At 45.3% G+C, this 25,365-nt stretch carries 17 protein-coding genes; all 17 read left to right on the top strand.

The annotated features are described in order from the left end of the window. Positions 1-172: 172 nt before the first annotated feature. The 17 genes from ABV001_RS16630 (at position 173) to ABV001_RS16710 (ending at position 25,361) form a co-directional block, all read left to right on the top strand. On the top strand, positions 173-1,300 hold the full coding sequence (locus tag ABV001_RS16630; protein ID WP_352423836.1) for an SIS domain-containing protein: 1,128 nt from the start codon (positions 173-175) through the stop codon (positions 1,298-1,300). Positions 1,301-1,311: 11 nt separating this feature from the next. Next, positions 1,312-2,541: a class II D-tagatose-bisphosphate aldolase non-catalytic subunit gene (locus tag ABV001_RS16635; RefSeq protein ID WP_352423837.1), complete on the top strand. Its 1,230-nt coding sequence runs from the start codon at positions 1,312-1,314 to the stop codon at positions 2,539-2,541. Beyond that, the gene (locus ABV001_RS16640; RefSeq protein ID WP_352423838.1) at positions 2,538-3,491 is read left to right on the top strand and encodes a carbohydrate kinase family protein; all 954 of its coding nucleotides are present in this window, start codon (positions 2,538-2,540) and stop codon (positions 3,489-3,491) included. The genes ABV001_RS16635 and ABV001_RS16640 overlap by 4 nt, the downstream gene beginning before the upstream one ends. A 4-nt stretch (positions 3,492-3,495) precedes the next feature. Further along, on the top strand, positions 3,496-4,314 hold the full coding sequence (locus ABV001_RS16645; RefSeq protein ID WP_352423839.1) for a class II fructose-bisphosphate aldolase: 819 nt from the start codon (positions 3,496-3,498) through the stop codon (positions 4,312-4,314). Between the two features lie 34 nt (positions 4,315-4,348). Further along, a complete protein-coding gene (locus ABV001_RS16650; protein WP_352423840.1) occupies positions 4,349-6,403 on the top strand; it encodes a glycoside hydrolase family 36 protein in 2,055 nt (684 codons plus the stop codon). A 201-nt stretch (positions 6,404-6,604) separates the two neighbouring features. Beyond that, positions 6,605-7,495 carry an amidohydrolase family protein gene (locus tag ABV001_RS16655; protein ID WP_352423841.1) on the top strand — a complete coding sequence of 297 codons (891 nt, stop codon included), beginning with the start codon at positions 6,605-6,607 and terminating at the stop codon, positions 7,493-7,495. Positions 7,496-7,730: 235 nt separating this feature from the next. Continuing rightward, positions 7,731-10,910, top strand: coding sequence for a SusC/RagA family TonB-linked outer membrane protein (locus ABV001_RS16660; protein ID WP_352423842.1), 3,180 nt, complete (start codon positions 7,731-7,733; stop codon positions 10,908-10,910). A 15-nt stretch (positions 10,911-10,925) separates the two neighbouring features. Next, positions 10,926-12,641 carry a RagB/SusD family nutrient uptake outer membrane protein gene (locus tag ABV001_RS16665; RefSeq protein ID WP_352423843.1) on the top strand — a complete coding sequence of 572 codons (1,716 nt, stop codon included), beginning with the start codon at positions 10,926-10,928 and terminating at the stop codon, positions 12,639-12,641. Between the two features lie 98 nt (positions 12,642-12,739). Further along, positions 12,740-15,700 (top strand): sugar-binding domain-containing protein, encoded by a 2,961-nt coding sequence (locus ABV001_RS16670; protein ID WP_352423844.1) that lies wholly within the window; start codon positions 12,740-12,742, stop codon positions 15,698-15,700. 466 nt (positions 15,701-16,166) lie between these two features. Next, on the top strand, positions 16,167-16,907 hold the full coding sequence (locus ABV001_RS16675) for an inorganic diphosphatase (protein WP_352423845.1): 741 nt from the start codon (positions 16,167-16,169) through the stop codon (positions 16,905-16,907). A gap of 16 nt (positions 16,908-16,923) precedes the next feature. Continuing rightward, positions 16,924-17,214: a helix-turn-helix domain-containing protein gene (locus ABV001_RS16680; RefSeq protein ID WP_352423846.1), complete on the top strand. Its 291-nt coding sequence runs from the start codon at positions 16,924-16,926 to the stop codon at positions 17,212-17,214. A 25-nt stretch (positions 17,215-17,239) separates the two neighbouring features. Beyond that, a complete protein-coding gene (locus ABV001_RS16685; RefSeq protein ID WP_352423847.1) occupies positions 17,240-18,676 on the top strand; it encodes a transglutaminase-like domain-containing protein in 1,437 nt (478 codons plus the stop codon). An 82-nt stretch (positions 18,677-18,758) separates the two neighbouring features. Then, positions 18,759-20,690 (top strand): NAD(+) synthase, encoded by a 1,932-nt coding sequence (locus ABV001_RS16690; RefSeq protein WP_352423848.1) that lies wholly within the window; start codon positions 18,759-18,761, stop codon positions 20,688-20,690. Positions 20,691-20,730: 40 nt separating this feature from the next. Beyond that, positions 20,731-21,033 carry a DUF4160 domain-containing protein gene (locus ABV001_RS16695; RefSeq protein ID WP_352423849.1) on the top strand — a complete coding sequence of 101 codons (303 nt, stop codon included), beginning with the start codon at positions 20,731-20,733 and terminating at the stop codon, positions 21,031-21,033. Between the two features lie 3 nt (positions 21,034-21,036). After that, on the top strand, positions 21,037-21,279 hold the full coding sequence (locus tag ABV001_RS16700) for a DUF2442 domain-containing protein (RefSeq protein WP_352423850.1): 243 nt from the start codon (positions 21,037-21,039) through the stop codon (positions 21,277-21,279). Between the two features lie 32 nt (positions 21,280-21,311). Continuing rightward, positions 21,312-22,733, top strand: a complete 1,422-nt coding sequence (locus tag ABV001_RS16705; protein WP_352423851.1) for a RapZ C-terminal domain-containing protein — start codon at positions 21,312-21,314, stop codon at positions 22,731-22,733. A gap of 33 nt (positions 22,734-22,766) precedes the next feature. After that, positions 22,767-25,361: a DEAD/DEAH box helicase gene (locus ABV001_RS16710; protein WP_352423852.1), complete on the top strand. Its 2,595-nt coding sequence runs from the start codon at positions 22,767-22,769 to the stop codon at positions 25,359-25,361. Positions 25,362-25,365 lie beyond the last annotated feature (4 nt).

The raw sequence follows: 25,365 nt of genomic DNA on the forward strand, positions 1-25,365 counted from the left end.
AAATATTTCGAAATAAAAACAACACAGGCAATATAATTATAACACACTATATATAAGCGGTTTACACAATTTACACCGAAGGATATGTTCTACAGCATATATTTCGATAATTTCGTTAGTTTCGAACTCTACTACTTTTGTGAAAAAAGTTCTAATTCAAAAATAAGAGATTATGTCAAACATTGATTCCTCACTCACCCATACTCACCGGGAAATTTTTCAACAGCCGGCAATGTGGAGGGAAACCTATAAATGTATTTCTGAAAAAGAAAAAGAAATATCATCTTTCCTTTCAACCTATTGCGATAATGATGTCACGATAATATTTACCGGTGCAGGTACCTCTTCATTTATCGGCAATATTTTAACGTTTATACTGCCGAAACATCATTTATATAATATAAAATCGGTCTCTACAACCGACATCACCACACATGCCAATGTGATTTTCCAAAAAGAAAAGAGATATATATTGGTTTCATTGGCCAGGTCCGGGAACAGTCCTGAGAGCATCGCGGCCGTTGATCTGGCAAACTCAATTTGTGGAGAGAATATCGCTCATATCTATATAACGTGTAATGCAAAGGGGGAATTAGTCAAAAAGGCTGAGCATAAAAATGTCCTCTCGCTGGTGCTTCCCCCTGAAACGAATGACAAGGGGCTGGCCATGACAAGTAGTTTTACCTCAATGCTTTTGGCCTCAGCACTGATTTTCGATATGCCAAATATCAAGGCAAAAGAATTTCTTATTGGCGTGCTGAGCGAAAAAGCAGAAGGCATGTTTGCAGAATATAAGGACAAAACAGCAGAAATTGCCTCCCACAATTTTGAAAGGGCTGTTTTTCTGGGATCGGGAGAAGAGAAAGGTATTGCCGAGGAATGCCACTTAAAACTGCAGGAACTGACCGACGGCAAGATCATTTGCCTGTTTGATTCATTCTTAGGCTTTCGCCATGGACCCAAAGCCGCGTTAAATGAGAAAACACTGCTTGTATACCTGTTCTCGGAAGATGACAACGTTTTCCAATACGAAAGGGATCTGGTAATCCAGATTAATCAACAACAGAAACCTATGGCACAAATTTATGCGGCACATAAAAAACGAAAAATAGAAAACATTGTGTTCGATATGGAAATGATCCCAAAAATTCAAACCCAAACCGAATACGATGTGATATTATATGTACTTGTCGGGCAAATGCTTGGAATGTTTAAATCAATGGAGCTTGGCCTTAATCCTGACAATCCCTCGGTCAACGGGAAAATAGCGAGAGTGGTAGAAGGTGTAACAATATATTAATAGTAATCAAAATGGCAAAGACGGAAAAAATACTGAGTAGAATAGAAGAACTAAAATCACAAACCGGTGTGCCTCGGACACTCTTCGCGGTTTGTCCAAACTCCCTGTCTGTGATAAAAGCGTCATTCAGGGCGGCAAAAAGGAACAATGCACCGATTAAATTCGCGGCGACACTCAATCAAATCGACTCAGATAAAGGATATGTGGGGATCACACAGAAAGAGTTTACTAAGCTGCTTGCGGATGAAGCGCGGTCAGTCAATTTCAACGGGCCTTATATTGTAGCCATAGATCATGGCGGACCCTGGTTAAAAGACAAACAATCGCAGGAGAAATGGAATTTGGAAAAAGCGATGAACGGTGTAAAGAAGTCGTTTGAAGATGCCATCGAAGCGAACTATGACCTGATCCATGTGGATCCTACGGTGGATATTTTTGTCCCTGCAGGAGAGATCATTGACATCAGGGTAGTTGCCCAAAGAACGGTAGAGTTGATCAAACACAGTGAAAATTTCAGGCGTAGCCACAATTACCCCCCTATTTCTTACGAAGTGGGTACCGAGGAAGTGCATGGAGGCCTTGCGGATGAAGACACCTTCGACACATTTATAGCGCTTTTGAAAAACGGCCTTGAAAAGGAGGGTCTCTCCGACGTGTGGCCTTGTTTTATTGTAGGAAAAGTGGGGACCGATTTGCATACGACTACTTTTGACAAGGAAGTAGCTACCACTCTCACCAAAAAAGTCCGTAAATTTGGGAGTTATATCAAGGGACATTATACCGACGGGGTTGTAAACCCCGGGGATTATCCGCTTTGTGGAATAGGTGCCGCAAACGTAGGGCCTGAGTTCACGATGAGCGAGTACGACGCTTTGATCGAGCTCGAACAGATGGAAAAAGGATTGTACGAGAACGATCAGATCGCGGTCCTTTCAACCATGAAACAGACACTGTGGAACTTGGTGATAGGATCTAACCGATGGAAAAAATGGCTGCAACCCGACGAAATGGACATCCCATTTGAAAATATCTCCACAGGAAGAAAAGAGTGGTTGATAAAAACAGGATGCCGCTATATCTGGCAACATCCGGAAGCGTTAGTGGCGCGTTATCGCCTTTATGAAAACCTGAACAGGAACGGAATAGATGCCGAAGAAGTGGTACTTTCGAGAATAGAGCGTGATATGGACAAATATTTTTATGCTTTCAATTTGGTAAACTTAAACGATTATTTATCATGAAGAAGTTCGATGTGATCGCGATAGGTGAACTTAATGTGGATTTAATCTTAAACAACATTGACGGTGAACCGGAAATTGGTAAGGAAAAATTCGCCAAAGCGATGAACCTGACCCTGGGAAGTTCCACGGCCATCTTTGCGGCCAACATTGCATGCCTGGGTTCAAGAACAGGATTTGTCGGCATGGTCGGCCGGGATACTTTTGGAGATTTAATTGAGTTTAGCCTTTCCGGCAAGGGAGTGGACACGTCCATGCTGATAAGATCGGACAAACACTCTTCCGGAGCGACAATATGCCTGAATTATCACGAAGAGCGGGCAAATATAACCTACCAGGGGGCAATGGATTATATGTCACTTGACGATATCGACAAAACCATTTTCACCAGGACAAAACATATCCACCTCTCTTCAATTTTTATGCAGTCAGGCATTCAAAGGGATTTGATTGACATTCTGAAACTGGCCCGGGACAATAAGGTAACCACATCACTCGACACCCAATGGGATCCGGCCGAAAGATGGAACATGGATTATGAAAAAATCCTTCCGCATGTGGATATCTTTCTTCCCAACGAGACCGAACTCAAGTTTATCACCCGGTCAATGACATTGGAGGAAGCTGTAGAGAAGATCACACCTTACATCCATATCTGCGTGGTGAAACGGGGAAGAAAAGGCTCTTTGCTGTTGCGGAAAAATCAGCCGCCAATACATCTCGATGCTTTTGTGAACAATGATGTGACGGATGCCATTGGCGCGGGGGACAGTTTTAACGCGGGCTTCATCCATGCTTTTGTGAAAGGGGATACCGCTGAGAATGCCCAGGTCACCGGAAATTTGACCGGCGCGGTCAATACGACGGCCGCCGGAGGAACGGGTGCTTTCACTTCGAAGGAAGCGGTGAAAAGTATCGCAAGGGAAAAATTCAAACAATCGCTAAAAATCTGACAGCATGACCCTACAAGAAAAACTAAAAGAGGTTCAGCAAAAACGTAAAGCGATCCTTGCCACCAACTTCTACAATTTGGAGACATTGCAAGGGATTCTTGCCGCCGCCGCGAAATGCCATGTCCCGGTTATTCTCCAACTGACCCGGAGTTCCATAGAATACATGGGGCTAAAGGAAGCCGTATGTCTTGCCCGACAATCCATGGAAACATTCGAAGTGGAAGGATGGCTCCATTTAGATCATGGAGATTCTTATGAATTGGTAAGTAGATGTCTGGAAATGGGGTTCGACTCCGTGATGATCGACGCCAGCAATAAACCATTCGATGAAAACGTGAAAATCACAAGACGAGTGGTTAAGGAGGCAAAAAAACACCATGCCAATGTGGAAGCAGAACTGGGATATATCGCCAAGTTGGGACAAGAACAGAACGGCGAGTACACAACGGCCGAAGAAGCGTCTGAATTTGTCAGGCAGACCGGAATAGACGCATTGGCCATCGCCATCGGGTCTGCCCATGGTTTTTACAAATCGGCACCCCATTTGAATATCGGGAGACTGAAAGAGATCCATGCGGCAGTAGATACCATACTGGTACTCCATGGTAGCTCGGGAATTCCGGACCACATATTACAGGAGGCTATCCGGAATGGCATCACAAAAGTAAACCTGGCCACAGAAATCAAGAATATTTTCATGAGAACCCTTCAAAAAGTACTGCTCGACACGGATGAAATTGACTTACGAAAAATATTTCCACAAGCGACAAATTCTGTCACCAAATTGCTCGTAGACAAATACAAGATCGTGAGTGTAAGTTAAATAAACTATGATACAAACAATAAAAAATAAGTTTATGAACTATGCAAATAAATCAATCCTGATAAGTCTATCTTTTTTCGTGTTTCTGTCATGTAGCCATATCCCGGAAAATAAGGTGCAGAATGGAAATATGATATATGAGGTAAATGACAACATGCAAACACGGGTGCAGTGGAATGGTTTATCCGACCAACCGGTAGATTTCGGATTTTCCGATCTGCTCATCACGGACGCCACTGAAGAATTCAAACACTTCACTTTAAATCATTCGGAAAAACGACGGGTATCCGACCAGATCGGTGCCGGAGAGATGTTTTATTTTCAAGGTGATACGGTAACAGACGGAGGAAAAATTACAAAAATCCTGAAGGTAATCAAGTACAATGAATTTCCCAATATGCTGGTAACTCAAACCTCTTATGTGAATCACACCGGGAAATCGATTAAAGTCAAAGGAATTAAAAATAACCGTTATGAAATAATCGGAGGTAATAGTACTCCCTCTTTCTGGTCTTTTCAGGGTCAATCCACTTCAGATAGGGCAGATTGGATATTGCCGGTGGCGGGTGATTTTTTCCAGCGCAACTATATGGGCATGAACGATTCCGATTATGGGGGTGGTATTCCTGTGACTTGCCTCTGGCGTCCCGACATGGGGATAGCGATTGGACACCTGTCGTTGCATCCGGAATTGGTTTCGTTACCGGTGGAGAAGAAAAAAGAGAGTAACAATGCGACTATCGCGATGGAGCATCTATATGATGATGTGAAAGCCCTCATGCCCGGCGACACCATCTCATCTCTCTTGAGTTTTGTGCAATTATATGAGGGAGATTGCTTCAAGCCCCTACGTCAATATTCAGCGTTCATGCAAAGGGCAGGGATCGTGATGCCTGAACCGGAACCGGCCGCATTTGAGTCGATGTGGTGCTCCTGGGGTTATGAGCGTACGGCAACCTTTGAAGAGGTTTTAGGCACTTTGCCAAAAGTGAGGGAATTGGGAATAAAATGGGCTACCGTGGACGATGGCTACCAGATTGCCGAAGGAGACTGGGATCTGGATCCGAAACGTTTTCCCGGGGGTGATCAGGAGATGATCGATTTAGTGAAGGATATGAAAAAGGACGGGTTGAAAGTCCAGCTTTGGTGGGCGCCGTTGGCCGCGGATCCCGGGACAAAGATACTGGAAGATCATCCCGAGATATTGATGCTCTCCAAAGAAGGCGAGCCGCATGATATTTCCTGGTGGAACAGCTATTATATATCTCCGTTGGCCGACAAAACCATTGAAGAGACGAAAAAGCTGGTACATAAATTTTTATCGGAATATGATTTCGACGGGTTAAAACTCGACGGGCAGCACCTGAACGCCGTACATCCTGATTACAGCGAGGCCAACCATCCGCACGATCCGGAATTATCAGTAAGGGAATTTCCGAATTATTTCAAACTGATCTATGACGAATCGTTGAAGATCAAACCCCACTCCGTCATCCAGAATTGCCCCTGCGGCACCTGCATGTCTTTTTACAATATGCCTTATTGTAACCAGGTCGTCTCTTCCGATCCGTTGAACAGCAGCCAGATAAGAACAAAAGGGTATATCTACAAAGCCCTGATTCCCAAGACGGCCTATTTTGGCGATCACGTGGAGCTTAGCGATAACGGTGATGATTTTGCCAGTTCCTTCGGAATTGGCGCTGTATTGGGCACAAAATTCACCTACCCCAGAAATAACCCCGACATAAAAAGAGACTATCTGCTAACCCCTGAAAAAGAGAAAATATGGAAGAAGTGGTTTTCACTCTATGATGAGAAAATGCTTTCCACGGGTAATTTTCTGGGAGGGTTATACGATATTGGGTTCTTCAAACCCGAGGCACATGTCATTGAAAAAGATGGTAAAATGTATTATGCATTTTATGCCGATGAATGGAATGGTGAAATAGAATTAAGAGGATTGGAAAAAGACAGGAATTATACCGTCGTAGAATACACTACTAACGAAAAAAGCAGTTATTCCATTAATGGAAATAACCCTATCATAAAGCCTGTTTTTAAAATGAATTATCTGATTGAAGTATATTAAAGATCCACATCACGAGTATATAATATAATTAATGTAACAATAAAAAACAATCGTATGAAAAATTTTTTAATACTTATCTGTTTGATTTTACTTCCAACAACAGGGTACTCTCAATTTGTAACTCTATATCCTGATATTCCTAGAATAGATGTACACACGCATACTAACAATAACTACGAGGGCATAAAAAACTATCTCGCATTGCGTAAAACGATGTTGGCCGAGAACAAGGCCGACCTTGCCATGCTGATAAATCTTAATGGTGAACAAGCAATTGATACCATATTCGAAGCGAGTCAAGGAAGAATCATGACAGCCATTAATGACTATAAGCCCCACAGGGGATTAACTCATACACCGGAAGATATCTTTTCGAGTATGGAAAGAGGGTATATAGGTTACAAGATATGGCATGGACCCTATTCAAGAGTACTAAACGAGGGTGAGGAAGGTATTAAGTATTTTGACGATCCCGCGCATGAACCAGTATTGGCGGCCATGGAGAAGGCAGGAATACGCGGTGCATCCATCCATATAGCAGATCCTAACGGTCCTTTCGGGAACAGAGGTAAATGGGCTGCTGACCCGGTAGAATACTGGAGGCAAATAGTATCGATAGAGAGAGTTTTACAGCGTCATCCCAATCTGGTACTTATTGTCGCACATTGTTCATGGCTCATCTGCCAAGATGCCCAGATCGATTATTTAAGGTACCTATTGTCCTCTTATACAAATCTCTACGTCGATTTGGCCGCCACTTTCCAATACTTCTATCTCGTAGACCATGCAAATCTCCGTGATTTTCTGATCGAGTATTCGAACCGCATTTTGTATGGAACAGATATCAGCAGCATTCGAAGTCAAGAAGATATACCCGGTTATATCGAACGGTTCTTGCGTACATTTAGAATTCTTGAAACTGATGAAATGGTAGAGGGCGGTTTTTTCAGCATGAATCCTGTCCAAGGGCTAAGTTTACCAAAAGAAACCCTGGAGAAAATTTATTATAAAAATGCACTTAAGCTATACCCCCGGCTCTTAGAAAATATGATAACGCTTGGTTATCCAGTCAATGTAAATGAACTGGAGTAATTACCCTTTTAATTTAATGTAAACTCTTTTCCCACCAGACGATATTATTCATCACATATCTAAATTGGATGCCTATGACAAAAGTATAAGACAAGAACCACTAAAGAGACCAGGAAACTGCTCCTACAGTATCCCGGACAAGCATTTGTTTAAAAAAACAAAATATCCATCTGTTACGTAAACATTTGGCATATTAATTTCTTAGTTTATCAAAAACATACAAATATATGAATATATGAATAAATCAATTGACACCCATGCATTTCTATGGCAAAAAATTTTCCTGACCATGAAGTTCTTATTCGTTTTTATGTTACTGGGCATTTGTAACAGTTTTGCCGGTAGTTATGCCCAAAATGAAAAGAAAGAGGGTAAAGAAATCACAGCAATCCAACAGAAAAAGCAGATAACGGGAACGGTTACCGACACGGACGGAACCTCTATTATAGGTGCCAATATCGTAGAAGTAGGCACAACCAATGGGACGGTTACTGATGTGGATGGCAACTTTATTTTGCATGTTGAAGACAATGCAGTGATTAGAGTTTCTTACATAGGTTATCTGGATCAGGATATTAGCACCGCCGATAAAGATAGTTTTAATATAACACTGCGGGAAGATACGCAAGCACTGGATGAATTGGTGGTTGTCGGATATGGTACGCAGAAAAAAGTGAACCTGACCGGCTCAGTCACCTCAATTAATATGAATGAAATTGCTGAAATCAGGCCGATAACATCTCTCTCAGCCAGTCTGCATGGTTTAGCCGCAGGACTTCATGTTAATCAGGGTAATGCTCGTCCCGGTGCAGATGGAGCTACTTTGACAATCAGAGGGCAAGGAACCCTTAACGAAGCCTCTCCCCTTGTGATTATCGATGGCGTTGAAGCCAATATGAATGATGTAAATGCACAGGATGTGGAAAATATATCTGTATTAAAGGATGCTGCTTCTGCTGCCATTTATGGATCACGTGCTGCAAACGGGGTTATTCTTATCACCACTAAAACGGGGAAAGAGGGTAAGATTCGTTTCAACTACAATGGCCAGATAAGTACTCAAACTGCTACAAACTTAATTAAGCCGGTGAGCAATTATGCCGATTATATGGAAATCTATAATGAGGCCACCAGAAATGGAGATCCCAACGCGAAATTACAATTTTCGCAGGAATCGATTGATCTGTGGAGAGCAAATGAAAACGGCAATCAACTGTTGTATCCCAATACAGACTGGACTGAAGAAGTTTTTTCTACCAACACTTCCCAAAATCACAATTTGTCTTTTAGTGGTGGAACAAATAAATTATCCGTATTCGGCTCATTCGGTTACTTAGACAATCCGGGAATCATCGAAAATGCAGGATTCAAAAGATACTCTGCCCGATTAAACGCTGATGCACAGGTCAAACCATGGCTTAAGCTGGGTGTAAATGCAAATGGTTATGTAAGTAGCGCAGATATTGGCACTACTCTGCTGGATAGTAGCGTGTTTGGTTTTGCTGCCGCAACCACACCGGGTATGGTAATACGGTCACCTGACGGAAGATACGGAGCTCCCCATAATCCAGAAGATGACCCACAGGCAAACAATGCATTGGCAACTATACATTTACGGAAAGGAGATATCAAAAGCAATCAGATACAGTCTCGTTTCTTTGCAGAATTATCTCCATTTAAAGGTTTTACATTAGAAGGCTCCTACAATTACACATTCAGGGATCAGCTACGTGAAGAACAACCCGTTTTTATTGATCGCTGGAATTTCCTAACCGAGACAATTGCAACAAGTGGTACCGGACGTACTTCTGTGACAAACAGAAATGATAAACAGTATCGCTATTTCATGGACGCTACAGCCCGATACGAGAACAAACTATTCAATAACAGGCTGAACTACAACCTGATGATAGGTGCCAGTCAGGAATCCTATAAAGAATCATGGTTTCAGGCCGGAAAATATGATTTAACAGACCCCAGCCTTTCTGTATTAAATGCTGCAACTGTTGATGCTTCTGCAAGCGGTACGGCAACAGATTGGGCGATGCAGTCATACTTCGGAAGGCTAAATCTAAACTGGATGGAGAAATATCTGTTTGAAGCCAATTTAAGATATGACGGATCTTCCCGTTTTAGAAGAGGAAAAGATAGATGGGGAGCTTTTCCCTCTTTCTCCGCAGCCTGGAGAATGGATCAGGAAGACTTTATGAGAGGTGTAACCTGGCTGGATAATTTAAAACTTCGGGCATCATATGGTTCTTTGGGTAATAATGCTATTGGTAATTATGAGTACCAGGCACTTTACGCTTCATACAATTATATATTGAACGATGCTTTGGTCGTTGGATTTACACAAAATGCATTGGCTAACGCTATACTTACATGGGAGAGCACCTATATAACCAATATTGGAGTGGATTTCGATATGCTCAGAGGTCGGTTATCCGGAACGATAGATGTATTTAACAAAAAAACCAAGAATATTTTGATTAATCTACCCGCACCATTGGTCGTAGGTAACGCCTCCATTCCTAAACAAAATGCCGCAGAAGTCCAAAACAGAGGTGTTGAACTAACGTTGGGGTGGAACGACAAAATTGGTAAGGTTAGCTACAGGATTAATGGCAACTTCAGTTTTGTTGACAATGAAGTGACCAAGTACAAGGGAGACGAGAGAACGATCAGCGGTACTAACGTTATTCAGGAAGGTTTGCCGATTAATGTGCAGTATGTGCTGGCAGTGGACCGAATTATCCAAACAGATGCAGACCTTGCACTGGTACAAGCGATGATTGACAATGCTCCCGTCGATGCGGCAACCGGTCAAAAAAGAAATCCATTTGCGGCTTTTGGCACTCCACAAAAAGGAGACCTCCTATACAAGGACATGAACGGCGATGGCATTGTAAATAACGACGACCGATATATGGTGGGACATGGGACGGCTCCCAGAATAAATTATGGACTTTCGCTTGGAGCGGCATGGAACGGCTTTGACCTCTCAATACTGCTACAGGGAGTAGCAGGAATCAAAGTTCACTGGTTAGATAACCATTATAGTCCACAAGTGAATTATGGCAGGTACATAAATAAAGATATTGCTGAAGGGCGGTGGTATGAAGGCAGAACAGATGCAACCTATCCACGATTGCTTCCGCAATCCAAGACAATCAATTCACAACCAAGTGATTTCTGGATGGCTGACAAATCTTATCTTCGTATAAAGAATATCCAGTTAAGCTATTTGATCCCAAGAAATCTAACGGAAAAGATTGGAATTGAAAGCATTCGATTGTATACCAGCTTAGAAAATTATTTCACTTTTACAAACTATAAGGGGTTTGATCCTGAAATTAGTGGAATAAACTACCCGATTATGAAGCAGACAACCTTCGGATTAAATGTATCATTTTAAACAAGAATATCAATTATGAATAACTTAAAATATATATTTCTGTTCGTGGGAATATCTTTTTTCACGAGTTGCTATGATTTAGATTTAGCACCTTACGATCAGATCAGTTCGGCTACATTCTGGAAAACGGAAGATCATGCGAAACAGGCCATGATGGGGGTTTACAGAAAGATGAAAGATCATAACGTATATGGTACGGCATTTATGTTCGATAACCTGGGTGAAACCGCCATCGGATATGACGCTCAATCATTAGAGAACGCATTCCTTGGCACTTATACCGACCGTACTGCGATTGTGGTAAACAAGTGGAGGGGAACCTACGATGGGATTCAAAAAGCCAATACAGTAATTAGGAATGTTTCAACAATGGAGATATCCGAAGAGGTTAAAACACAAGTTATTGGAGAGGCTAAGTTTATGAGGGCACTTTATTATTTTCACCTTATGGATTTCTACGGCGGGGTTCCTATCTATGATGAATCGATTGATTTGAATGCGGAATTTAACAATTTATTAGAACCCAGAAGTTCTGTAGATGTGGTTCGCACTTTCATCCTGAAAGATTTAGCTGATGCCATTAGCAGCCTTCCGGTATCTTGGCCGGCTGCTGACTATGGACGTGCAACAAAAGGTGCGGCTTATTCACTCAGGGGGAAGGTGTATTTATACAATAAAGAGTGGCAAAATGCAATTGCCGATTTTGAAGAAGTTGTATACAATAAAACCAACAATTACGGATACGCACTTTACGATGATTATGCAGCTCTTTTTACTCCTACCGGTCAAAGGAGTTCCGAGATGATTTTCGCCATACAGAATAAAGGAGGTGTCGGTATTGATAACGGCATGCCGTTTGCTCACTATCTTGGAACACGCAGCACCTTTGGAGGTTGTTGGAATAATGGAATGCCCTCCATTACATTGGCTGATATGTATGAACTAAAAGACGGACGAAAATTTAATTGGAATGATTTTATCCCGGAATTCAACGAAAAGAACGATGTGAAAAGAATCACATTCATGGCGGAACATACAAGCGGTAACCTAACTTCTATTCCCGACACTGCCCTATTGGCATCCATTTATGAACAACGGGATCCACGAATGATGGAAACTTTGATCGTGCCCTATTCGACCTATGTAGGGTGGAATGCAAATCAACCACGGGAAATGTTATTTGTCGTTGCGCCCGGCACAAACGAAAATTTTGGACAAATTCGAAACAACAAAGGATGGTATGCCTATCTTTGGCGAAAATTTGTTCCGGAAGGGAATATGGATGGAGAGTTAACCGATAGAGCACATACTCCCTTCAATTTCCCGTTAATCCGCTTAGCGGACGTGTTGCTTATGCTTGCAGAAGCTTATAACGAAAACGGACAACTTGATAAAGCTGTCATTGAACTTAATAAGGTAAGACAGCGTTCTTCCACCAACATGCCGGAATTAAACAGCGGCCCGGAATGGCTGAGTGTATCCAACAAGGGGGAGATGTCAGCACGTATTTTTCAAGAAAGAGCCGTTGAGCTGGCAGCTGAAGGCCATCGGTTCAGTGACCTGAAAAGATGGGGGCTGGCCCAGTCTACACTAAGCGGTGTCATTGAAAAAGACTTAATAGGCAACAGTCTTTATACAAGAAGTTTTCAGAATCGTGATCTGTTATGGCCTATACCCGGACAGGAGATTGAGACAAACGAATTGTTGACTCAAAATCCAGGATGGTTTTAATTTGACTATTGAAACAAGAGAAGGCAGCATTGAGTCTGCCTTTTCCTGTTTTCAATCTTCAGACAACACATACTCAGTCACTCTTCAATTTATACAATATGAACATCGACAGATTGTTACTTTTTTCACCTATGAGACTACTGGCTATAATTATTTTGTTTTTTTCTACCCTGTCCATACAATCGCAAACACCGGTTGCCCGTTCATTCGAGCTGAGGCATTTCACACAGGACGAAAAGGCAAACGGGGAGACCGATTTCAAGGGGGAAACCGAATGGATGAATCTGGACCAGCGAATAGCGTTTCTTCATCGTTATGCCGATCATGCCTCCCGTTTCTTCAATGACCCGGGACTCGACACCAGACTTGTAACGGAAGAAGAAAAACAGGTTTTGCTGGATAATTGGAAACCCCAACCCCTGACATCAATAAGAAGGACCGTCCCCTTGCCGAAATGGAAATCATATGGTTACCGAGAGGGGCAGGACATCGGAAAAAGGAAGGCCCTGCACGGATGGGCATCCCATCCCGGTGCAGAAATAAAGAATGGAAAGTTACACCTCACGGACGGTGTAGTCGATATGCATATAGACACCATCACCTGGAGGTTCAAACTCGAAACTAATCTGACTATAGGAGACAACGCCTCGCTGGATATGAGGTTGGGCGGGAATTCGGGTAATGCCGTGGAAGTTACGCTGGACAGGTTATCCGTCACGGTCACCAGCAACGGGAAACAGTCAAGAAGCAGGATAAACAACCCGGCTCCCGGCAAGACGCCCGTTTCCATGACTATCGAGGGAGATTTTTCAGAACATTCGATGAACCTTTATATCAACGGCAAACTGGTTTCAGACTTTGTCCTGTTTGCAGACAGCAGTACGGAACTTGCCGACCGGCTATACATGGCCACGCATGGGCAGGTTGAAATAGAAGACATCTTCCTGTTTAACCATGACCGTGCGGATGGAACGCCACAACAACCCATCCGATCCTCCATTATCTTGGATGAGGACTTCAGTGAAAAGCCCGGTGTTACCGGCTGGAATGCACCCGGCTACGATGACAGCCACTGGAAGGAAGTGGAGCTCCCTACCGTGCACGGCGGCATGCGCGAGGCGGGGGAAAGCCTCTACCTGCGGCATGAGATCGAACTGGAGCCGTTTGAACGGGCAACGCTGGAAATGGAAACCATCGATCCGGCCGGGGAGGTATGGGTCAACGGCCAGGTGGTCGCCGTCACGCAGGGGAGACACCCCCTGAAACTTGACGTCACACCATACCTGAAGCCGGGAAAAAATCTGCTGGCGGTAAAAGTAAAACCCTACTACTCCAACATTCCCATGCTGCATGCCCCGGACGACAGGAACATCGGTTGGTTCCTGGGGCGTACAAAGCTGTTACTGTCCACGCCATGTATGATACAGTCCGCCGAATCATACACGAAGGAGATATCTGGAGGGAATGCATTGCAGGCACACCGCATCCAGGTGCAATTTCCCCGGAAGGAGTATTTTAAAGGGAACCTGGAGGTGAATTATTATCCATGGTTCCCCTTGGAAGGGGAACGGGTAGCAAGCAGAAAGATAGATATACAGGTACGTCCCCGGATCGACAACCTGTTTGAAATGGACATGGAGATACCCGACGCAAATTTATGGTCGGGAGGCAAACCCTACCTGTACAAGGTTGAAGTTATCCTCAGGGACTCCACCGGAAACCCGGTGGATGATGCCGTCTTCACCACCGGTATCCGTACCGTGGCACAGAAAGGGGGAGAACTGCTCATTAACGGGAAGCCGGAAATGCTCAACGGTGCCCAGATCATGGGGATGCGTCCCCCATTGGAGACGATGGCAAAATACAACAGGTGCGCCCCAGTGGGATCGATAGCGGAAGAGATGTTGAGCCTGCGGAAAATGAACGCCAACCTGTTGCGGGTGCATGTGCATGCCGAAAAGGATACCATTGACGGTATCAATGATCCCCGTTACGCAGAGCTGGCGGACCAGATGGGGATTTACCTGATCTGGTCCACGGCCGGTTTTATCCGTGAGGGTGAAGCCTGGAACGTGGACTTCGACGGGTACCCCCAATATATGGCCCAGGTATATAACCATCCCAGTATTGTCCTGTGGGAGGCGTCGAACCATCCGAACCGGTTCAAAGACCACGATATATCGGACACCCACGATTTTATAAGCAGGATATACCGGGTTATCTCAGGAAGGGATCAAAGCCGGCTGATTTCTCCCACCTCCTCTTGGCGGCTCACCCACTATGCCAACCACGAGGGGACACTCGACAGGGATGGCAATTCCATACAGGCGGTCGGGGAATACCATGCGTCCCTGATGACGCGCGGCAGCCAGGATGCCTACTCGGGCTACGGGGCTGAGTGGTCAAAGATCCGCAACATGCCCAATGAATGGGCGGGATCTGTGCTCGCTGCCAACGACATGGCCTATTTCAACTTCGAACATGAAGAGTCGGCCGCCCAGCCAAACTGGGAACTCCACAGGGGCAAACCCTGGTACAGGGTGCAATCCTACGAATGGGGATATGAGGAAGGGAGCATCGGCAAGAAACTCGACACCGGGGAGTGGCGTGCCAGCCAGGCATACCAGGCATTCTCCGCCTGGGAGTCGATGAAAAAACAGATGCTCATAGGCTACGACGGCTTTTCCTGGTGCACGCTCGAGGGAGGGGCCAACATGGGCACTTACCAGAAGCCGCTGATTGACAACCTTGGGCACCCGAAACTGGCCTATTATGTGAACCGGATGGTTTTCCAACCCACATGGGCGGGAAGCGGTGATGTGGATGTGGTATACGGCCCGTCCGACCTTATAACACCTGTAATCCATCATCTCGGAGAGGAAAAGAAGGTGGATGTGGAAGTAATACTCACAAGTTTGGACGGTAAAGGCGTGGAGCGAAAAATATACCGCGATATCCGGCTGGAAGAGGGAAGGAGCATTACCCGGCTCATGCCATTCCGGTTCAAAAAGGCCACGGAAGGGACTTATGCAATCCACTATGTAATATACCAGCAGTGATAATCATTTAATAATATTTACTATAAACTATTCTCGAAGACAATTCTTAAGAACTACAGGAATCGTGCAGCAATTCCGAAAATAAAAACTTCCAACATGGACAGCTGATTTTTATAAATCCATCGAGAAATAGCACCTTTGTAGGGAGCAACTCTATCATAAAATATTACAATAGACAATATATCGGAATGTTACGGTTATTCATGGGCACGCCACCCGAAACCGGCTTGCGCAGTTTCATAAATTACTTATGTTGGAGTTGGAGTTTAATCGAGTAGGAGGAAAATAAAGTAGTTCCTCCTACTTTATTTTCCTCCTACTCGATTTAATGAATGAACAGCCTATTTTATCCTCAATTTGGTTATCAAAAGAAAATCGTGTATATTTGGAGAATAAAAGATGCGTCTCGGACAATAAAAATTAAGCACAATGTCAACCGCTGAATTAAAACTACAGTTCTAAAAGAATGATCGAAATTCTTACACAATATCTCCAAAAAAATCATTTTTCTCATTTCGACCTCAAAGCAGTACTCTTTGACATGGACGGTGTATTATACGACTCCATGCCAGCACATGCGGAATCATGGCAACAAACGATGGAGGAATTTGGATATACTTCAACCGAACCATTGGAGTTTTATTATCACGAAGGAAGGGTAGGTTCTTCCACCATCAATATTATCACTGAACGGGAATTCGGGCGTAAAGCCACCGAAGAAGAAATAAAAAAGATTTACGCGAGAAAATCGGAACTTTTTGCTCAATATAATCAAGGTAAAATTATCCCTGGTATAAAAGAAATTATTAAGTTTGTAAAGTCGCACGGACTAAAGCCCGTATTAGTCACAGGATCAGGTCAACCTTCATTGCTGGATCGGTTAGACACCCACTTCCCGAAAGTATTCACCCCCAAAACAATGGTGACCGCATTCGACGTGGAGCACGGCAAACCTGATCCTGAGCCTTACCGGATGGGATTACAAAAAGGCGACCTGAAACCCAACCAGGCTATTGTGATCGAGAACGCTCCATTGGGTGTTGAATCGGCCGTCGCGGCAGGTATCTTTACCATCGCGGTGAATACGGGACCTCTGCCCGACTCCGTGCTGGCCGACGCAGGCGCTTCAATCGTTCTCCATTCGATGAAAGAATTGCTTGAGAAAATACCGGAAATACTGAGGCAGACAAAGACAATCACTGTGTAAACCAGGAGGATAAAAGATGAACATAAAAACATTTGACCAGGTAAAAGACGAAGTAATTGGTTTACGCGGCACAGAGAGGAGAGATGCTCTTGAGCGTGAGTTGGAGGCATTACGTCTTGGCATTCAAATACGCAATGCACGTGAAAAGCAGAACCTTACACAGGAGCAACTTGCAGAACGCATCAATAAAAAGCGCACTTTTATTTCACGTATAGAAAATGATGGTTCTAACTTGACGGTAAAAACGCTTCTGGATATTGTAGAAAAAGGACTTGGCGGAAAACTTGTCATATCGGTAGATGTATAGTTTATCCTTGAAAATATCACAATCAATGAGAACGGTTTTGAATTTACTGATCCTCCTGCTACTGGCCGGCTGCGCTGCTCCAAAGCAACAAGACCCCGTTAAGGAGATCAACAAAGAAATCGCAGCGGGAAATTTCACAAGAGCTGCGGAACTGGTTGATTCTCTTGTAGCCGGCGGGCAAATCGGAGAACTACAGCAAAGGAATCTTCTGTTTATCCGGGATTCCCTGCATAGGGTAAAATTGGATTTCAATAAAACGAAAGAGGAGATTGTCGAATGGATCGAAAACAATCGCTTGTTTACCCCTTCCGATTCACTGATAGACAGATGGGAACTGTCAAAAGCACTTGAGTGCAGAGTTATCGACGGAGAGAAACGGTATTTCAGGAATGCGGCACCCAATCTCTTCAGAGTGGATGCGTCGGCAAGGGAGTTGAGTCCGGTATCACCCCCAAGCTCGGATGTCCCTCGCGATGCATTATTGATAGGTGCTTTCAATCACAAAATCAGCAGTGATACGAAAGGGAAATACCTTCTTCCCGAAAAAAAGATGAAAGCGCGTTATACGCTGACCGTGAATGCGGACGCTGTGCCGGAAGGTGAACTGTTGAAAGTGTGGTTACCTTTTCCGAGAAAAGATATTGACAGACAAACCAATGTGGAACTGCTCGCGACCTCACAACCCGATTATATCTTGTCTGATGACAAAATGGCACATACAAGCCTTTATATGGAACAAAAAGCCGTAGCAGGTGAACCGACCGTTTTTTGGATCGATTTCCAATTCACCTCCCGGGGGGAGTGGTTCGACTTGTCGGAGATAGCGCCAACCCCTTACGATAAGAGCAGTGCGCTGTTCCGGACATATACCGCGGAACAGAAACCGCATATCGGGTTTTCACCCACTATCCAAGCGTTGACCGACAGCATCACCCGGAATGCGGAGACACCGGTGGAAATCCTTCAGGCAGCCTACCGTTATATCGCATCCAATTACCCGTGGGCAAGTGCGCTGGAATATTCCACTATCGCCAATATCCCGGAATATGTCATCGAAAACCGCAAGGGCGACTGTGGGCAAGTAGCCTTGTTATTGATCACCATGTTGCGATACAAAGGTGTTCCCGCCCGTTGGCAGAGCGGATGGATGACCCACCCTGGAGAGGTGAACCTGCACGACTGGGCGGAAGTCTATTTTGAAGGAACAGGTTGGGTTCCGGTGGATATCTCATTCGGCCGTGGCCCGGAAGTGCCTATCCAGCCGGGAAGGGAGTTCTTTATGAGCGGTATCGATTCCTATCGGTTGTATATCAATTCTGGTTTTTCGGGTGAATTTTATCCTCCAAAAAAATATCCCCGTAGTGAAACGGTAGATTTCCAACGCGGTGAAGTGGAATCCGGCCCGTGGAATCTTTATTTCGACCAATGGAGATATAGAATGGAATTAACTTACAATAATTAATTCTGAAGTTTTTCATTTCACGCCCTTGGGAAGACGAAGTTTTTCATGTACTTTTGTAAGAAGGACGCAAAACACATTGAATATGAACATAAATGATTATGGATTTGTGCGCGTGGCGGCGGCTTCTCCGAAGCTGAAGGTGGCGGACTGCGACTACAACACCGAAGAAATAAAGCGGGTCATCGAGCAAGCGCAGGAGGAGAATGTGCAGTTACTTTGCTTCCCGGAACTCTGCATCACTGCCTATACCTGTGGCGATCTTTTTTTCCAGAAGGCATTGCAACAGAAAGCACTGGAGTCGTTACTCGAGCTGGCCCATTTTATGCGCGACAGGCCGCTGAACGTCATCGTAGGACTTCCCTTGAATATAAGAAACAGCCTCTACAACGTGGCCGCGGTATTGTCGGGCGACGGCATCGAGGGGTTTGTACCCAAAACATATATCCCCAACAACAGCGAATATTACGAAAAAAGGTGGTTCACCTCCGGCAAAGACTTTGAAGGGGATTCGGTAGAAATCGATCTTGTAGATATACCGGTCTATTCGAATGGCAAGGTTTTCCACACCCTCGTTGCCGATTTTGGCGTGGAGATATGTGAAGACCTGTGGATGCCCATCCCTCCCTCATCGGAGTTGGTCATAAAAGGCGCCGAGCTGATCTTTAACCTTTCGGCAAGCAACGAGTTAGTGGGTAAGAACCACTACCGCAAGTCGCTCGTAGTCCAACAATCCGGACGTTGTAACGCAGGCTATGTCTATGCTTCGGCAGGATGGGGCGAATCTACCACCGATATGGTTTTTTCCGGGACCTGCTTTATCGCTGAAAACGGATCGTTGCTCGCCGAATCACAACGGTTTTCAGCAGAAAGCGAGATGATCATTGCCGATATCGACATCGAGGTTTTGCGCCACGACCGGCTGAAGAATACCAATTACACGTCACCAAGCTATTTCCCTGCCTATTCGTTCGACAGTTTTATTGAAGAGGTGGAAGTTTCCAAAATGTACCGCACATTCAACCCACATCCTTTTAACCCTTCCAAAGCGACGTATGACGAGAGCCTCTCTGAGATTTTCGACATTCAAACCCATGGTTTGGCAAAACGGCTGAAGCACACAGGTATAGAGAAAGTCACCATAGGAATCTCAGGCGGTCTGGATTCAACGCTGGCGTTATTAGTGACCGTCAAGACATTCGACCTGCTGAACCTCCCGCACGAAAACATTTACGGTATCACCATGCCCGGCTTTGGCACGACCGGCAGGACGTACAACAATGCTATCTCACTGATGAAGTCATTGGGTGTGACCAGCAAGGAGATTTCCATTGTGGATGCCGTCACCCAGCATTTCAAGGATATCGGGCAGGGGATCAATACCCACGACGTCACCTACGAGAATAGTCAGGCGCGGGAACGTACTCAAATACTGATGGATTATGCCAACAAGATCGGTGGACTGGTAGTGGGTACCGGCAACATGTCGGAGCTGGCATTGGGATGGGCTACCTATAATGGTGATCACATGTCGATGTATGGCGTAAACAGTAGTGTGCCGAAAACGCTCGTCGCCACCCTCGTAAGGTGGATCGCCGACACCCGTATCGATGACGAAGGGGCACGTGCTATTTTACACGATATTTTAGACACTCCTTTCAGCCCGGAACTGCTTCCGGCCCGTGAAGATGGTAAGATCGCACAGGAAACCGAACATTTCGTTGGTCCTTATGAACTGCACGATTTCTTCCTGCACCGCATGCTCCGGTATGGCGACGCGCCCTCGCGCATACTCTTTATGGCCGGCCAGGCTTTTGAGGGAAAATATTCCCGGAAAGAATTGGTAAAATGGCTGAAACTGTTCTACCGACGGTTCTTTGCCCAACAATTCAAACGCTCCTGCATGCCGGACGGCCCCAAGGTAGGCTCCGTGAACCTCTCTCCTCGTGGCGACTGGCGTATGCCGAGCGACGCTTCGGCCAATATCTGGCTGGCGGAATTGGAAAAACAGGAATAATTAGTTTGATTATTGAATGAAACAATAAATATAGAGAAAAATGCCGAAATTGTATGAATATTTAGGATTGATCATTCTTTTTTATTCGAATGAGCATGAACCGATACATGTTCATTGCAAGTATCAAGAAAAAGAAAGTAAAGCAGAAATAATATTTGTAAATGGAAAATTCGTGGAGGTGAAAATCTCTGACGTGCCGGGAAAAGAACCTCTCGACACTAAAAACTTGAAAAATTTCAAGAAGTTGGTTGAGGTGTATAGAGATGATATCGTTAGAAAATGGGTAGATTTTTTTGTATACAACAAAGCGATTCAATCAGAAAAAATAACCAAAAAATTATAGATTATGGTGGTTTCAATTTCAAAAGCAGAATATAGTGGAGATTACAAAATCAAATTTATTTTTTCAGATAATACAGAAAAGACAATTGATTTTAAACAATTTATCATGGATGCTAAAAATCCCATGACAAAGAAATATCAGAACGAAAAGTTATTTAGTCAATTCTCTATTGAATATGGAGATATCCAATGGAATGATTTTGAATTGAGTTTCCCAATTTGGGATCTGTATCAAGGAGCAATATAAACATCGTTTTTTTCTATTAGAAACTATCCCGTATGCAACAATTAATATCCCTCTTCACCTCCTATACAGGAAAAACCAATCCCACGTTAGAGGCTTTACCCACTTCGGGGTCAAATCGGAAATATTTCAGGTTGAAAAAAGATGACCTGTCGCTTATCGGCGTGCATGGGGAATCGCTTGAGGAGAACCGGGCATTTATTGCATTGTCCCGTCATTTTCACCAACAGCAACTGAACACTCCCGAAGTGCTTGCCGTTTCGGAAGATGAAATGTGCTATATCCAACAAGACCTGGGGGATGCTATCCTATTCGATGCGATAAAAGGAGGCAGGCTGACAGGCGTTTTCAGCCATGAAGAAAAAGCGCTGCTACACAAAACTATCGCGATGTTGGCCGATTTTCAGGTGAAAGGCGCACAGGGGCTCGATTTCAACGTCTGCTATCCACTGCCGGAATTCAACCACCGCTCCGTGTACTGGGATTTGAATTATTTCAAGTATAATTTCCTGAAAACTACCGGCATGGATTTTCAGGAGGAGTTGTTGGAGAATGACTTTGAAAAATTGACGGAGAACCTGCTGAGGGATCAATCGGAGACTTTCATGTACCGCGATTTCCAATCACGCAATGTGATGCTGGTGGACGGGAATCCCTGGTTTATCGATTTCCAGGGAGGAAGGAAAGGCCCGGTCTATTATGATGTGGCATCCTTCCTCTGGCAGGCGAAAGCCAATCTCCCGGAAGAATTGAGGGATGAACTTATCCACACGTATGTTGCCTCTTTAAAAAAATATCAACCGGTGGATGAAGCCGATTTTCTGAAACAACTGCGCCAGTTCGTACTTTTCCGCACGTTACAGGTACTGGGCGCTTATGGTTTCAGGGGTTATTTCGAGAAAAAACCGCATTTCATCCAAAGTATACCCTTTGCGCTGAACAACCTCCGTGATCTGCTGAAAGAGGGTTTTGAGGAATATCCCTATCTCGGTGGCATCTTGAAGGAGATGACGGAGCTGAAACAGTTCGCCGATACCCAAAAACGGGCCTTGGAGGTACGTGTTTACAGTTTCGCTTATAAAAAAGGGATTCCCGACGATAGCTCCGGTAACGGAGGAGGATATGTGTTCGATTGCCGCGCCATCAACAATCCGGGAAAATATGAACGCTACAACAATGTGACCGGACTGGATGAGCCGGTAATCCAGTTCCTTGAAGAGGATGGCGAAATGCTGGAATTCCTTGACAATATCTATCCTCTGGTGGACCGGCATGTGAAACGATACCAGGAGCGCGGGTTCACCGACCTGATGATTTCGTTCGGTTGTACCGGCGGGCAGCACCGCTCGGTCTACGCCGCCCAAAAAACAGCGGAACATCTCTCGAAAACATTCGGTATCAAAGTCTCGTTGGTACACCGAGAACAAAATATCGAACAGGCGTTCAGGAAAAGATAAGAAGTAACGTATTAAACAACCGCATAAACAAGTATGGCAACACAATCAACGGTATCGAAGAAAACCACTACAAGTAAGAAAAAAACGAAGAAAACCCCTAAAAAATCCACTCCCAAAGTCTCCCTTCTGCAACGGCCCGATGGCATGAGCTTAGAAGAATGGCAGATAGCCCTCCGCAAACAGGCGGCCCAGAAAGAATTTTTGGACATCGAACCGGTGGACAAAAAACAGGCACCCGGCGATTACAACGTGCGCAATCCCCAAACCGGTTATGTGTACAAAGTAGCGTTCAGGGGAACGGACAGTGCCTGGAATTATTGCTCGTGCCCCGATTTCAAGACCAACCAACTCGGTACCTGCAAGCATATAGAGGCTGTGCAGCTATATCTCGAGAACCACAACAAACGAGTTCCCAAGGAGATCGTCCCCCCTTATACTTCCGTATATCTCTCCTACCGAGGCGAGCGCGATATCCGTATCCGGATCGGGTCCGACAACCGCAAAGCCTTTACGGAACTGGCGGGCCGTTATTTCACCGATGAGGGTATCCTTCCCGAGTCGCACTATGCCCGTTTCTATGATTTCCTGCAGGAGGCCGGGCAAATAGACGACACTTTCCGCTGTTACAACGACGCCTTAGACTTTGTGATAGAAAAAAGAGCTGCTCTTTTCAGGGAACTGAAACTCAACGCCACATATCACGACAATAAACTGAATGGCCTGCTCCGCACGCAGCTTTTCCCATACCAGGAAGAAGGCATCCTGTTCGCCGTACGCAAAGGGCGCAGCATCATCGCCGATGAGATGGGGCTGGGTAAAACCATCCAGGCGCTCGGGGCAGCCGAACTGTTGCGCAAAGAATTCAATATCGCATCAGTGCTTATCTTGTGTCCCACCTCCCTCAAATACCAGTGGAAGAAAGAGATCGAGAAGTTCACCGGCGACACGGCACTCGTGATCGAAGGCAACCACCTGAAAAGACGCGCACAATATGCACAAGACACATTCTACAAAATTGTCTCTTACCAAAGCGCGAACAATGACATAAAAATACTGAAGTCACTCTCTGCCGACCTTCTGATCATGGATGAAGCGCAACGGCTGAAAAACTGGAACACGCAGATATCGAAGGCTGCCAAACGGATTGAGTCGCAGTACACGGTGGTGCTCTCGGGCACTCCTCTTGAAAATAAGATCGAAGAGCTGTATGCCATCGCGCAATACGTGAATTCCTACTGTCTGGGGCCTTACTACCGGTTTATCGACCGATGCTTAGTGAAGTCCGACACGGGGAAGACGATCGGTTACCAAAACCTGAACGAAGTGGGCAACCTGATCGGCAACATCCTCATCAGACGGAAAAAATCGGATGTCCACATCCAACTCCCGGCGCGCATGGACAAGATACTGTTCGTGCCGATGACAACGGAGCAGAAAGAGATGCATGATGAATTCAAAAGCAGCCTGGCCCAGCTGATCATGAAATGGCAAAGGATGCGCTTCCTGAGTGAGAGCGACCGCCGCCGGGTTCTGCTGCTGATGAACCAGATGCGCATGGTGTGCGACAGTACCTATATCTTAGACCAGAAAAGCCGGTACGACACGAAAATCGATGAGCTGCAGGCCATCCTTGACGAATTTCTCGACGGATCGCAGGAGAAAGCAGTCATCTTCAGCCAGTGGGAAAGGATGACACGCCTTGTGGCCGCCGAATTGGATAAAAAAGGAATCCGCTACGAGTACCTGCATGGCGGCGTGCCTTCCGCGAAAAGGAAAGACCTGATGGACAATTTCATGAATGACCCCGATTGCCGGGTCTTCCTGTCGACCGACGCGGGAAGTACGGGACTGAACCTGCAGGCCGCTTCGCTGATCGTGAACATGGACTTGCCATGGAACCCCGCGGTGCTGGAACAGCGGATTGCCCGTATCCATCGGATGGGACAGAAAAACAACGTGCAGGTAATCAACCTTGTCTCCACCGGCACGATTGAAGAGCAGATGTTGGACAAACTCAACTTCAAGTCGTCCATGTTCGAAGGGATATTAGACGGTGGCGCGGACTCCATCTTCTTGGAAGAAAGCAAATTCGACAAGTTGATGCAAACCGTGCAGGAATTTGCCGCCACGGGTGACGAGACGGAAGAACCGCTCTCGTATGCGATTCATCCCGATGAAGTGGAAAAACCTGTCGCGAAAGCCGAGCAGGACGACAGTAATGAAGCAGCGGCATTCAGTGAGACGATGATTCCTGATCTTGAGCAGGAATCCGACGGCATAAGTGGCGGACAACCGGCTATCCCCTCCGGGGTGAATGGCGGACATCCGGTTACCGCCTCCGTGATAAATGGCAATGAAGCCGGGACGTCAAACGGCGCGGAACCGGCCGTGTCTTCCCGGGAAATCGACAGCCCCGCACAACTTGTTTCGCAAAGCATCCATCTTTTAGGCGCTTTCGCCCGTGTTCTCTCTTCCCCCGAAGCCACCACCCGATTGGTCGACTCGCTGATAGAGACCGACCAGTCGACAGGAAAAACATCCCTTAAAATACCTGTGCCGGATCGCGACACAGTCATGCAAGGATTATCCGCCATCGGGAAATTATTAAACGGATTCAATAACCACTGAGGGG

This window comes from Proteiniphilum sp. (genome assembly GCF_040307845.1).
Taxonomy (GTDB): Bacteria; Bacteroidota; Bacteroidia; order Bacteroidales; family Dysgonomonadaceae; genus Proteiniphilum.